Here is an 11,870-nt window from a genome sequence, read left to right on the forward strand (position 1 = left end):
GACAAACTGATTTCCGAGAAGAACCGGGCACGCGACACGGCACCAGGAGCGTTTCCATACTGCGGCCTGAACGGAATCAGCCCATCAAGGCGCGTGATAACAATTCCGTTATCATGTTGGAATTATTCTAATTTCAGCCGGAAGGAGAGCGAACCGCCCCACCGGGAATCAGGCGTCGGTCAATCGTACTGCTCTTGATCAGCGCGTAGACGTTCCTCCCGGGGACGAGATCCAGTTCCTCGACGCTTTCGCGGGTGATGCGGGCGCGCAAGGCGGCATCTTCCAGCTCGAGCAGGATCTCCGCGAACGCCCCGTCTTCGACAAAGATTTCGGCAATCCGGGCCTTGAGCACGTTGCGGATGCTCAGGCCGGAGGGGGCTTCGGTCGCGATCGACACGTCCCGGGCGCGGATTCGGACCCGGACGACCGTTCCTGGCTCCGCGTCGATATTCGGCATGCGCAGGACCTGGCCGCCGATCGCGAGGTCGGTCATAGCGAAGTCGGGATCCTGGGCGACGACCGGACCCTCGAGGATCACACCGGCCTCGAAGCGGCCCATCATCGGGCCAAGATCCATCCGCTGCATGATGTCCGGCACCGTGCCCTGGGCGGCCACGGTGCCGTCCCGTATCAGCAGCATGTGGTCGGCAAGGCGGCTGAGTTCGTCGATCGAATGGGTGACGTAAAGGACCGGGATGTCCATCTCCTCCCGGAGGCGCTCGATATAGGGCAGGATTTCCATCTTGCGCCGAAGATCCAGGGCGGAGAGAGGTTCGTCCATGAGCAGCAGCCGCGGCCGAGAGACGAGCGCGCGCCCGATGGCGACGCGCTGGGTCTCGCCGCCGGACAGGTCCTGGATCCGACGGTGAAGCAGGGAGCCGAGATCGAGCATGTCGACGATCTGGTCCCGTGTCGGTTCGCGGCGCTCGGCGCTTGCCCTGCGGACGGCATAGTCCAGGTTTCCGCCGGCCGTCAGATGAGGGAATAGCCTGCTGTCCTGGAAGACGAAGCCGATGCCGCGTTTGTGCGGCGGCACGAAGATCCCCCTGGTATCGTCCTGCCAGACCTCGCCTGCATGTTCCACGTGACTGTCCGCGCCCCGTTCCAGTCCGGCCGCGAGCCTGAGCAGCGTGGTCTTGCCATGGCCGGACGGGCCGAACAGGCCGACGATGCCGGCCAGCGGAGTCGACACGTCCACGCCGGCGGCGAATTCCGGAAAGCGGATCGTGCTGCGGAGGATCAGCATCGCTGTCTACCCCACCCTGACCGGTGCCCGCCGGTGCAGGATCGTGACCGCCATCAGCACGAGGAATGAAAACACAAGCAACCCGATGGATAGCCGGTGCGCGTCGCCGTAAGACAGGGTTTCCACATGCTCGAAGATCGCGATCGAGATCACCCGGGTGCGTTCGGGAATATTGCCGCCGACCATCAGCACGACGCCGAATTCGCCGATGGTATGGGCGAAGGTCAGGACCAGTGCGGTGAGATAACCCCGGAGCGCGATCGGCGAGGCAACGGTGAGGAAGGCATCGAACGGCGAGGCGCCAAGCGTCGCGGCAGCCTCCATGTGCTTGATCCCGACCGCCTGGAACGCGGTCTGCAACGGCTGAACGGCAAAGGGCAGCGAATAGACGACGGAGGCGATCAGCAGTCCGGCGAAGGAAAAGGCAAGGCTGTCGCCGGTCAGCGCGACCCAGGCGCTGCCGAGGGTGCCGGCGGGGCCGAGCAGGATAAGGAGATAGAACCCGAGCACGGTCGGCGGCAGGACCAGGGGCAGGGCGACGACGGGCTCGATGATCCAGCGCAGCCGCGAACGGGTATGCGCCAGCCACCAGGCAAGCGGGGTCGAGAGCAGCAGCAGGATGACGGAGGTCGCGCCCGCGAGCTTCAGGGTCAGCAGGATTGCCGAGAGATCACCCTCGTTCACGGGCAGGCCTCGCCCGTCATGTACCCTGCGGCGCGGATCGCGGCACAGCCCTCGGGCGCGGTCAGGAAGGCGAGGAACGCCCTCGCCGCCGGGTTGTTCCGGCCGCGAAGCAGCAGCACTGCATCTTGGCGGATCGGCGTATGCATCTCGCTCGGAACCACCCAGTGGCTTCCTTTCAGATCGGCCGGGGCGTCCTGCAACTGCGACAGCGCGACGAGTCCCGCTTGGACGCCGCCGGTGGCCGTGATCTGGAAGGTCTGGGCGATGTTCTGCCCCATGACGATCCGCCCGCTATAGCTCTCCCAGAGACCAAGGGCTACAAGACTCTCACGGGCGGCAAGCCCGTACGGGGCGAGTTTCGGATTGGCGAGGGCGATGCGGCCTTTTCTCTCCGCGGCGAGGAAAGCGGCTCCGTCTTGCGGAATACGCTGCGGATCGGGACTCCAGAGCACCAGCTGTCCCGTCGCATAAGTGAATGGCTCGGCAGCGGCCTGCTGCTCCGCGAAGAGCAGGGCTGGCCGCTCCCGGTCGGCCGCAAGCAGGACGTCGAACGGGGCGCCCTGACGGATCTGGGCATAGAGCTGTCCGGTCGAGCCGGTTGCGATCACCAGGTCGTGGCCGCTGCGGCGCTCGAACGCCGCTGCGAGCTCTTGCGCCGTCGAAGTGAAGTTCGCCGCGACCGCGATCGTGCCTTGCGCCGCGTCGGCGCTGCAGACCAGGCTTCCGAAAGCGGCGGCCAGACCCAGAATGCGGCAGAGAGATGACCGGGCGGTCGTGCCGGAAAGGCGGAATGACATGAACTGTCTCGTCGCAGGTTAGGGGCCGGGCGAATGGACGATATATTCAAGCGGACATAACGGTGCGTCAAGACGCGCTCCCGTTCCCCCCCGAATCGGATTCTTCGGCGAGCAGCCCGCGCAATCGCTCGATTTCCGGGGCCAGAATCTCGGTTGCACGGGCTTCCATCTGCCGGTAGCAGGCCGCAACCTCCTGCCCTGTCTCCGTCAATCGCGCACCTCCGCCGCTGCTACCGCCCTTGGCGGTCTCCACCAGAGGCGCGGAGAAATGCGCGTTCATCTTCTGCACCAGCAGCCAGGCGCGGCGATAGCTCATGTTCATCCGCCGCCCGGCCTGGCTGATCGAGCCGGTTTCGCCGATGGCCTCCAGGAGGTCCGCCTGGCCCGGACCGATCGCGACATTCGTATCCAGCACGACGCGCAAACGTGGACCGAGGGTTTTGTTTCCTGCTTTCATGGGAGCGACTTTGCCACGGAGTCCTTCGTGGCACATCGGCAAAATCAAATGACCGGAAGGGTCAGCGGGAGGCGTAATGACGGGCGCGACGGAAGATCTCATTTACGAAGTGAGGGACGGGATCGGCTGGATCACCTTCAACAGGCCGCAGGCGCGCAACGCCTTCACCTTCGCAATGTACGAAGGGGTCGCCGAAATCTGTCGCGCGGTGCGGGCTGGCGGCGACGTTGCCGCCATCGTCATGTCGGGAGCCGGGGACAAGGCTTTTGCGGCCGGAACCGATATCGGACAGTTCAAGGATTTCGAGGGGGCTGAGGACGCGCTCGCTTACGAGGCGAACGGAAACAAGATCATGAACGATATCGAGCGCTGCGAGGTTCCGACCATCGCGGCGATCCACGGGGCCTGCACCGGCGGCGGCGCGGCGATCGCTGCGGCCTGCGATATCCGGATCTCGGGCGCCGACCTCAAGTTCGGCTTCCCGATCGCACGCACCCTCGGCAATTGCCTCTCCAACGAGAACCTGAGGCGGCTTTCCTGGCTGGTCGGACCGGCGCGGGTCTCGGAGATGCTGCTGACCGCCCGCCTGATCGAGGCCGGGGAGGCGCAGGCGATCGGGTTGGTCTCGGAGGTTCTGGCGGACAAGGCCGCCGTGATCGAACGGGCGGCAGCGCTGGCCGCGACGATGAAGGGGCATGCGCCGATCACCATGCGGGTCACCAAGGAAGCGTTGCGCCGGATCAAGGCTGGCGGCGGCGTGCCGGACGACCACGACCTGATCGTCGCCGCCTATACCAGTGCCGATTTTCGCGAAGGCATGTCCGCTTTCCTCGAGAAGCGCAAGCCGGACTGGCAGGGCCGCTGACCGGACCGGTCAGGCGGCGAACTCGCGGCTCATGAAAGTGCTGTGCGGGTCGGGCCGGTAACTGCCGAAGGGCGGGCACTCCGCGAAGCCGTAGCGTTCGTAGAGTGCCCGTGCCGGCGCGAACGCCTCCATGGAGCCGGTCTCCAGGCTGATCCGTCGATAACCACGCGTCTGAGCTTCTTTCAGGATATGTTCCAATATCGCGCGGCCGACTCCCTTTCCCCGGTGCCGGGCGGCGGTATGCATGGATTTCAGCTCGCCATGCTCCGCAGAAAGCTCGCGCAGCGCGCCGCAGCCGAGCAGTTCGTCCTCCTCCCAGGCGCTCCAGAAGGTGATATCCGGCGCGCGCAACCCGTCGAGGTCGAGGGCGTGGACGCTTTCCGGCGGGGAATGTGCGTTGCCGTGATCGAGATGTGCGCTCAGCAGCTCGGCAATTTCGGAGCCGGTCAGATCATCCACACGGATATGCATTGCGCTGTCCTCTTGCGTTCAGGACCGAAAGCCTATCAATCCTGTCGAGGAGAGCTCAAGTGAGCTGCGCGGGTTGCGTTTCCCGGACCGCCACTCCACTCGCGGACCGAACGGGGATATCGGCGAGCACGTTGTCCGCGTGGCGGATGCCGGAGCGAGCATGCACCGGAGCCGTTCCGCATTCTACTGGTCCGGTGGGTGACAAGACCGGGTTTCTGGCTTAAATTTCAATAAATTGTGGGTTCATACTCCTGAATCATTCGCGCGATCGGTGGGTTACCTCGAGATGGCGATATCCCTGCAGACAGCGGTGCTCAGCGCGATGGTCGGGACCATGTTGCTCGCTGCGGCGCTGACCTATCTGAGAACCTCGCCGAACGCGCCTCGCGGGCTTGGATATTGGGCGGGCGGTTTCTGGATCCATGTTTCCGGCTATGCCTGCGCCGCGTTCATTCAGCCTCCGCTGCAATGGCTGCTCGGCGATATCCTTCAGGCCGCTTCGGCGGTTCTGATCCTGGCGGGGACCGCTGTCTTCATGGGCCGCAGCGTCCGCCCCCCGCTACTGGTTGTCGGAATTTCCCTCGTGGTGTTCTGGGCGCTGTTCGGGGCTGTCAGCGAGCTCGGTTTCGTTGCCCGGACTCTGCCTGTTTTCATGCTGTCCGGCGGTGCCCTGCTGCTGACCGCGTGGCTGCTGTGGCGCAAATCCTCTGTCGGGCGTCTGGGGACCGGATATCGGGTCGTCAGCATTGTCTTCCTGCTCTGGGGATTGCACCGGTTCGACTATCCATTTCTCCGCCCCGTCGAGGCCTTCGCGCCCTACGGCTTCATTATCGCCGAAGTGCTTGCGATCGCGGCTGCGGTCGGCCTGATGCTGGTGGCGCAGCACAGCCTGATCGAAAAAGCGGAAGCGGAAGGCGCGGCGCGCAACCTTGCGGATATGGCGCTGCGCAAGCAGCTCGAAATCCAGCAAAGCATCATCGATGCGGTCCCGATTCCGATATTTCTGAAGGATCCGGATGACAAGATCATCAGTGCAAACCGTGCCTTTGTGGAGCTATTCGGTCAGCACGCCGGCGCGATTCTGGGCGCATCCGTCCAGGACATCTGGAACGATCCGGCTGCCGACAAGATTTTCCGTATCGCAGAAGAGGCTCTCGGCGAGGGGCGGGCTGAAATCGTCGAAACACAACTGACCCTTCCCGGCAAGGAAGGTCGCGATTACGTGGTTTCGAAAGTGCCGCTGCTGATCGGCGAAGCGGACCGCCCGGCGGTCGTCGGCGTGATGCAGGACATGACCGAGCGCAATCGCGCGCAACAGCAGTTGTTCGAGAGCGAAAAGCGCTTCCGGGATTTTGCCGAGGCGTCGTCGGACTGGTTGTGGGAAACCGACGTGGAGGGCCGGTTCACGTTCTTTGCCCATGGAAGTGGGAACTTCAGCGGTCATATTCCGGAGACCAATCTTGGCAGAACCCGTTTCGAGGCGACGATCGAGGACCTGACATCCGAAAAATGGCGCGCACATATCGCTGATCTGGAGGCGCGGCGCCCGTTCGCCGGCTTCCGCTACCTCCTGCGCGGGGAGAACGGACACGACGTGGCGGTTGTGACCAATGGCGTGCCGGTGTTCGACGACGAGGGTGAGTTTCTCGGCTACCGGGGTACCGGCAGTGACGTAACCCAGCAGCGCGAAGCGGAAATCTCGCGGGACCGGGCGCGCCTGGAAGCCGAACGCGCGAACCGTGCAAAGTCCGAGTTCCTCGCCACAATGAGCCATGAGTTCCGGACCCCGCTGAATGCCATCCTGGGCTTCAGCGAAATGCTGTCAAAAGAGGTGCTGGGTCCCCTCGGACGGGAGGCCTACCGGGATTACGCCGAGGCAATCCACGACAGCGGTGCGCACATGCTCGCCCTGGTGAACGATATTCTCGATATCTCCGCGATCGAGGCCGGTAAACGGACTTTCGCGCAGGAAGAAATCGCCGTGCTCGACATGCTCAAGGACTGTACGGTCGAGGTCTCCACCATCGCGGCGGACAAATCGATCAGTCTGGAGGTCGGTGTCCCGAGCGAACGGCTGACCGTTATGGCCGATACGCGGTCGGTCCGGCAGATCATTCTCAATCTGCTGTCGAACGCCGTGAAATTTACACCGGAAGGCGGCTGGATAAGGTTGACCGCGGAACCGGACCGCGGCGATATGATTGCGATATCGGTCGAAGACAATGGCGAGGGTATCGCGCCGGACCGGCTTCCGACGATCACCGATCCGTTTTCTCAGGCGGGCAATCATCCGCATCATAGCCGGGAGGGGACGGGACTTGGTCTCAGCATCGTGAAATCCCTGGTCGAGGCGCATTCGGGCGAGTTCAACATCGAGAGTACGCCGGGTGTCGGAACGAAGGCGACTGTTTGGCTGCAGGCGGCGCCGCAGCTGCAGCTTGCGCGCGCGGAGCAGCAAGATTCCGGCCCGAGGGCGGTGTCGGAGGAGGATCCGGACGGGTCGTAGAGCCGGCTCCGGACAGGCGAACCGATCGAGCCGGTTGTTCTTCACTCAATCGGCCTTTACATCCACTGCAATGAACTGAACCGAGAACGGATAACCAGATGTTTCGATCCTTCTTCCTGACCCGCGAATGGGCGATCTGGGCGTGGGTTGGTATGGCGATCATCTTCGGCGGCACCTGGTATCAGGTTCAGCTGGATGTGCAGATCAACGAGTGGTTCGGCGGCTTTTACGACATGGTGCAGAAGGCACTGGCGGCGCCGAACAGCATCACGATCGGTGAGTTCTACAAATTCCTTCTGACCTTCGGCCAGATTGCGGGCATCTACATTTTCGTCGCCGTAATGCTCGGCTTTTTCACCAAGCACTGGGTGTTCCGATGGCGCCAGGCGATGAACAATTTCTACATGAGTCACTGGCCGCGCCTGCGCCATATCGAGGGTGCGAGCCAGCGGGTTCAGGAAGACACCAAACGGTTCGCGAACATCATGGAAACGCTCGGCAGCAATCTGCTCGACTCCCTGATGACGCTCGTCGCCTTCCTGCCGATCCTTTGGGAATTGTCGAAGAAAGTGAAGGAAGTGCCGTTCTTCGGCGCGGTCGATCACGCCCTGGTCTATGTCGCGATTCTTTTCGCCCTCTTCGGCACTGCGGTTCTGGCGGCGGTCGGGGTGAAGCTGCCGGGTCTCGAATTCAACAACCAGAAGGTCGAGGCGGCCTATCGCAAGGAGCTCGTCTATGGCGAGGACCATGAGCAGCGCGCAGACCCGCCGACCGTTCGCGAGCTGTTCCACAACGTCCGCCGGAACTATTTCCGGCTGTTTTTCCACTACATGTATTTCGACGTCGCGAAATGGAGCTACCTGCAATTCGGCGTACTGGTGCCCTATATCGCACTTGCCCCGACCATCGTGGCCGCCGGGATCACGCTCGGGGTCATGCAGCAGATCGTGCGGGCCTTCGGGCGGGTGGAATCCTCGTTCCAGTTCCTGGTGCGGAGCTGGAGCACGATCGTGGAGCTGATCTCCGTCTACAAACGTCTGCGTGCCTTCGAGGCGCAGATCGGCACCGCGCGGCCGATACCGCAGCCCGAGGCGGCGGACTGACGCCGGCGTGTCGGCAATCCGTCAGAGGTTGCGCCGCCGGAGAAGGGAAAGCAGCAGGAGTATGAACAGGTAGCCGCCGCCGATTAGCGCGGCGACGATTCCGGCCGGAAGCTGATTCGGATAGGCGACGAAGCGGCCGGTGACCTCGGCAGCGACCAGCAGGATTGCGCCGAGAGCGCTCGCGGCGACAAGCTGCTGTCCTGCCCGGCGCGCACCGAGCATGGTCGCCGCGTGCGGCGCCAGGAGACCGATGAAGGAAATCGGGCCGACCCAGGCCACGACGCTTCCGGCTCCGGCAGCGACGAGCGTCAGGAGAATGCGCCGGGCGGAGATCACGCCGACGCCCCTTGCCGCCGCCATGCCTTCGCCGAGGGACAGCAGGGTCAGCCAGCGCCGCAGTGCGAAAGCGAGGCCGAAGATCGCGATGGCGGTGGCAAACAGCGTTGCCGCACCGGCGGCCGAGACCAAAGATGTCGCACCGGTTCTCCAGGCAAGCAAGTCGTATGCTTCGTCTCCCGCCCGGGCCATCGCGAACTGGATCAGCGCGTCGAGCAGGGCGGCAAGCGCGATGCCGGTCAGGATCAGGATCGCAGGCGGGGTTTCGCTGCGCTGCCAGAGGGCGGACAGGAGGATCAGCACGGCGAAAGCACCGAGCACGGCACTCGGGATCGCGATCTCGGCGGCAGGTAGCCCCAGAAATACGACCCCGGCGACCGCGATGAAGGTCGCGCCGGCCGTGACGCCGAGCACGTCGGGGCTGGCGAGCGGATTGCGCAGCAGGCGCTGCAGGATCACCCCGATGATGGCGAGTACGGCACCCGCTCCGGCGGCCGCAAGCACGCTTGGCCAGCGCAATGAGAGGATCATGCCGCGGATCCGCTCCGACTGGTCCCCGATCCAGATGGCACCGTCGGGCGACGCGCCGTAGCCGATAGCCAGTGCGATGGCGACGAGCGCGGTCCCGCAAAGCGCGGGAATCAGCGCGCGCGGGGCGCGTTCCAGCCCCCAATGCATGTGGAAGCCGCCGGCAGTCTCCGGCTTCAGCTGCTTCAAGGCGACCAGAATCAGCGCCGGGGCACCGATCAGCGCGGCGCTGGAGCCGCTCGGGATCAAGGTGCGCGACCAGTCGTTGAGCGCGACCGGAATGGCGTCGGTCAGGGCGAGGCCGGCCGCGCCGACGAGAGCGCCGAGCAGCAACGAGGGAGTGACCGCACGGATTCCGAGCAGGCGCACCACATTCGGTGCGATCAGGCCGATAAAGCCGATGGCGCCGACCACGGCGATGGAGGCGGCGGTCAGCCAGACCGAGAGCGCGAGCAGGGCGATCATCAGTGGGAGGACGGCGAGCCCACGGGCCCTGGCGGCGTCCTGACCGAGCCGCATGATGCCAAGCGGCCGGGCGAGAGAGAGCAGGAGCACGGCCCCGACGGCAACCTGCGGCGCCAGCCACCCGGCGTCCGCCCAGCCCGTCTGCGTCAGGTCCCCGGCGGACCAGACGAACACGGCGTGCACGGTGTCGCCTTTCATCAGCGCGAGGATCAGAGCTGCGCCGCCGAGAAACAGATTGGTCGCCATGCCGAGCACGATGACGACGATCCCGTCCATCCGGGCGAGCCCGGACACGGTAAGGACCAGCGCCGTTACCGCGAGTCCGCCGAAGAGGCAGATCCAGACGCCGTAGCGGGCCGCAAGCTCGGGCCAGAACACGGTTGCGACCATCAGCGCGAGCCAGGCCCCCGCGATCGTGCCGAGGGTCGAGGGCGAGCCGAGCGGGTTGCGGGTGACTTCCTGCATCGTGCTGCCGGCAAGCCCGAGCGCGGCCCCGACCAGCAAGGCCATGGCGACCCGCGGCAGTTCGACATTCCAGAACAGGATGCTCCGCAACCCGCTTCCATCGATGAGTGCGACGGCTGTCAGCCCGGGGGGGAAACCGGCGGCGATATGCAGGCCGGCTCCGGCGATCAGCAAGGCGAGGACGACGAGATAGGGCCGCATCAGGTCTGGTCGGACAGCAGGGATTTCGCGATCTGCCCGCCGATCCGGCCGATCGAGAGCGCGCCGCCATAGGTCCAGAGCGTCGGCAGGGTACGGAACCGTCCCGCCTTCACGAAAGGCATCCCCTGCCAGAGAGCGGTGTTGAAGAGCCGATCGCCTTTCGGGAAGGGCTCCATGTGCATGACGTAGCCCTCCTCGATCTCCGCCAGCGCCGTAACCGGCTTGAAGGCGATGCCCCAGCGGGACGGTTCGACCGGAAATCCTGTCTCGAGGCCGAGCGCCGTCATCGCCGCTTCCGGCAATCCGTTGGCCCCGGAAATCACCACGCGCTTGTCATCGATGAAGCGCACGACGGTCAGTTTCGGCGCACCTTCCGGAAAGGCCGAGGCGATCTCGTCCTTCAGCCGCGCAAGCTCGGCGTCCATCGCCGCAAGTTTCCGCTCCGCGAGCTCCCGGCGTCCGAAGAGTGCTCCGAGGTCGAGGAAGTTGGCGCGGACCGCCGTAGCATTGTCGTGATCCTCGCGGAAGAGTTCGAAATGCAGCGTCGGCGCTATGGTTTCGGCAAGGTCGGCATAGTTGCCCTGCAGGCCGCCGAGCAGCAGCAGGTCGGGTTGCAGGCCGAGGATGCGCTCGAGGTTCGGCGTCTCGCGCTTGCCGACATCGACGGTGGCCTTCGGGATCGGCGGGTAGGCGACCCACTGGGCATAGCCTTCGGGGTCGGCGACGCCCGCCGGGACGATCTCCAGACCGATGAGCTGCTCTGTCAGTGCCCAGTTGAGCGAGACGATCCGCTGCGGAGTCGTGGCGAAGCTCCGCGGGCCGCGCGAGTCCGTGATCGATCTCGGCTCTCCGGCGCGGAGCGCCCTCGGGAGGATGGCGGCTCCGGCCGTGGCGAGCAGGCCGCGGAGGAAAGCGCGTCGTGCGGGCAAGCGCATGGAAAAGGATCCTGTCAGTCGCTGAGCGCGACGAGCCGGTCGTCGCGGGGGTGTCGCGTGATGGAGAAGGGATGGCCGAACAGCTCGCGCAGCCTGGCACCGTCCAGCAGTTCTTCCGGCGCCCCCTGGAAAGCAAGGCGGCCATCCTTCAGGGTGATGATGTCGTCGGCATAGCGCGTGGCGAGGTTGATATCGTGCAGGATGGCGACGACGCCGATCCCGGTGTCCCGGTTCTGCCGGGAGAGATGTTCGACGACTTCGATCTGATGTGCGACGTCGAGCGCGGAGACCGGTTCGTCGAGCAGCACGCAATCCGCCCTCTGCGCCAGGGCCATGGCGATCCAGCTTCGCTGGCGTTCGCCGCCGGAGAGATGGTCCACGAGGGTGCCGGCGTATTTTTCGACATTCATCGCCCGAAGGCAGTCGCGGACGATGCCGTCGTCTTCCTCCCGCCAGCGGGCGAAGGGACCGCGCCAGGGATAGCGCCCGAGCCTGCAGAGGGCGCGGGCGTCGAGACCGGGAGCCTCGGGAAGGTGCTGCGGCAGAAAAGCCACGGAGCGGGCGAATTCGGCCTGGCCGTATAGTTCGATCGGTTTATCGTTCAGCAGAATCCGGCTGCTCCCGGCGCGCTGTTGGCGCGCCAGGATCTTCATCAGAGTCGACTTTCCCGAGCCGTTCTGACCAAGGATGACTGTGAACCGGCCCGGAGCAATCCGCAGCTGTTCCAGATCGAGGACGGTCCGCCCCCCGTAGATCACCCTGAGGTCGCTGATCCTGAACATTAATTCGGTGTTCCCGCGTGGGCTTGGTG

General features: G+C 64.8%; 11 protein-coding genes. 3 read left to right on the forward strand and 8 right to left on the reverse strand.

Annotated elements, in window-relative coordinates:
* Nucleotides 1–133: 133 nt before the first annotated feature.
* The 4 genes from modC to ACOOE1_RS19935 all read right to left on the reverse strand — a co-directional run bounded on the left by modC (nucleotide 134) and on the right by ACOOE1_RS19935 (nucleotide 3,184).
* Nucleotides 134–1,246: a molybdenum ABC transporter ATP-binding protein gene (modC, locus tag ACOOE1_RS19920; protein ID WP_420403952.1), complete on the reverse strand. Its 1,113-nt coding sequence runs from the start codon at nucleotides 1,244–1,246 to the stop codon at nucleotides 134–136.
* Nucleotides 1,247–1,252: 6 nt separating this feature from the next.
* Nucleotides 1,253–1,930: a molybdate ABC transporter permease subunit gene (modB, locus tag ACOOE1_RS19925; RefSeq protein ID WP_420403953.1), complete on the reverse strand. Its 678-nt coding sequence runs from the start codon at nucleotides 1,928–1,930 to the stop codon at nucleotides 1,253–1,255.
* Nucleotides 1,927–2,727, reverse strand: coding sequence for a molybdate ABC transporter substrate-binding protein (gene modA, locus ACOOE1_RS19930; RefSeq protein WP_420403954.1), 801 nt, complete (start codon nucleotides 2,725–2,727; stop codon nucleotides 1,927–1,929). The genes modB and modA overlap by 4 nt, the downstream gene beginning before the upstream one ends.
* A 67-nt stretch (nucleotides 2,728–2,794) precedes the next feature.
* A complete protein-coding gene (locus tag ACOOE1_RS19935) occupies nucleotides 2,795–3,184 on the reverse strand; it encodes a winged helix-turn-helix domain-containing protein (protein WP_420403955.1) in 390 nt (129 codons plus the stop codon).
* Between the two features lie 76 nt (nucleotides 3,185–3,260).
* On the opposite strand from ACOOE1_RS19935, the gene ACOOE1_RS19940 reads away from it, so the two are divergent.
* A complete protein-coding gene (locus tag ACOOE1_RS19940) occupies nucleotides 3,261–4,049 on the forward strand; it encodes an enoyl-CoA hydratase/isomerase family protein (RefSeq protein WP_420403956.1) in 789 nt (262 codons plus the stop codon).
* Between the two features lie 9 nt (nucleotides 4,050–4,058).
* On the opposite strand, the gene ACOOE1_RS19945 is transcribed toward ACOOE1_RS19940, so the two are convergent.
* Nucleotides 4,059–4,520, reverse strand: a complete 462-nt coding sequence (locus ACOOE1_RS19945) for a GNAT family N-acetyltransferase (RefSeq protein WP_420403957.1) — start codon at nucleotides 4,518–4,520, stop codon at nucleotides 4,059–4,061.
* Nucleotides 4,521–4,806: 286 nt separating this feature from the next.
* On the opposite strand from ACOOE1_RS19945, the gene ACOOE1_RS19950 reads away from it, so the two are divergent.
* Nucleotides 4,807–7,026: a PAS domain-containing sensor histidine kinase gene (locus ACOOE1_RS19950; RefSeq protein ID WP_420403958.1), complete on the forward strand. Its 2,220-nt coding sequence runs from the start codon at nucleotides 4,807–4,809 to the stop codon at nucleotides 7,024–7,026.
* A 98-nt stretch (nucleotides 7,027–7,124) separates the two neighbouring features.
* Nucleotides 7,125–8,129: a peptide antibiotic transporter SbmA gene (sbmA, locus tag ACOOE1_RS19955; protein WP_420403959.1), complete on the forward strand. Its 1,005-nt coding sequence runs from the start codon at nucleotides 7,125–7,127 to the stop codon at nucleotides 8,127–8,129.
* A gap of 21 nt (nucleotides 8,130–8,150) precedes the next feature.
* On the opposite strand, the gene fhuB is transcribed toward sbmA, so the two are convergent.
* Genes fhuB through ACOOE1_RS19970 form a run of 3 tightly spaced genes read right to left on the reverse strand, consistent with a single transcriptional unit; the run spans nucleotide 8,151 to nucleotide 11,841 of the window.
* Nucleotides 8,151–10,124, reverse strand: a complete 1,974-nt coding sequence (fhuB, locus tag ACOOE1_RS19960) for a Fe(3+)-hydroxamate ABC transporter permease FhuB (protein WP_420403960.1) — start codon at nucleotides 10,122–10,124, stop codon at nucleotides 8,151–8,153.
* On the reverse strand, nucleotides 10,124–11,059 hold the full coding sequence (locus tag ACOOE1_RS19965; RefSeq protein WP_420403961.1) for an ABC transporter substrate-binding protein: 936 nt from the start codon (nucleotides 11,057–11,059) through the stop codon (nucleotides 10,124–10,126). The genes fhuB and ACOOE1_RS19965 overlap by 1 nt, the downstream gene beginning before the upstream one ends.
* A 14-nt stretch (nucleotides 11,060–11,073) precedes the next feature.
* Nucleotides 11,074–11,841: an ABC transporter ATP-binding protein gene (locus tag ACOOE1_RS19970; protein WP_420403962.1), complete on the reverse strand. Its 768-nt coding sequence runs from the start codon at nucleotides 11,839–11,841 to the stop codon at nucleotides 11,074–11,076.
* Nucleotides 11,842–11,870: the final 29 nt, after the last annotated feature.

Origin of the sequence: Nisaea sp. (genome assembly GCF_965216895.1) — a bacterium.
Lineage (GTDB): Bacteria > Pseudomonadota > Alphaproteobacteria > Thalassobaculales > Thalassobaculaceae > Nisaea.

Excerpts from the sequence above, each read along its gene's own strand:
- ACOOE1_RS19950 (WP_420403958.1), top strand. The coding sequence starts at position 4,807 with ATGGCGATATCCCTGCAGACAGCGGTGCTCAGCGCGATGGTCGGGACC.
- sbmA (WP_420403959.1), top strand. The coding sequence starts at position 7,125 with ATGTTTCGATCCTTCTTCCTGACCCGCGAATGGGCGATCTGGGCGTGG.
- modC (WP_420403952.1), bottom strand. The coding sequence starts at position 1,246 with ATGCTGATCCTCCGCAGCACGATCCGCTTTCCGGAATTCGCCGCCGGC.
- ACOOE1_RS19935 (WP_420403955.1), bottom strand. The coding sequence starts at position 3,184 with ATGAAAGCAGGAAACAAAACCCTCGGTCCACGTTTGCGCGTCGTGCTG.
- fhuB (WP_420403960.1), bottom strand. The coding sequence starts at position 10,124 with ATGCGGCCCTATCTCGTCGTCCTCGCCTTGCTGATCGCCGGAGCCGGC.
- ACOOE1_RS19940 (WP_420403956.1), top strand. The coding sequence starts at position 3,261 with ATGACGGGCGCGACGGAAGATCTCATTTACGAAGTGAGGGACGGGATC.
- ACOOE1_RS19945 (WP_420403957.1), bottom strand. The coding sequence starts at position 4,520 with ATGCATATCCGTGTGGATGATCTGACCGGCTCCGAAATTGCCGAGCTG.
- modA (WP_420403954.1), bottom strand. The coding sequence starts at position 2,727 with ATGTCATTCCGCCTTTCCGGCACGACCGCCCGGTCATCTCTCTGCCGC.
- ACOOE1_RS19965 (WP_420403961.1), bottom strand. The coding sequence starts at position 11,059 with ATGCGCTTGCCCGCACGACGCGCTTTCCTCCGCGGCCTGCTCGCCACG.
- ACOOE1_RS19970 (WP_420403962.1), bottom strand. The coding sequence starts at position 11,841 with ATGTTCAGGATCAGCGACCTCAGGGTGATCTACGGGGGGCGGACCGTC.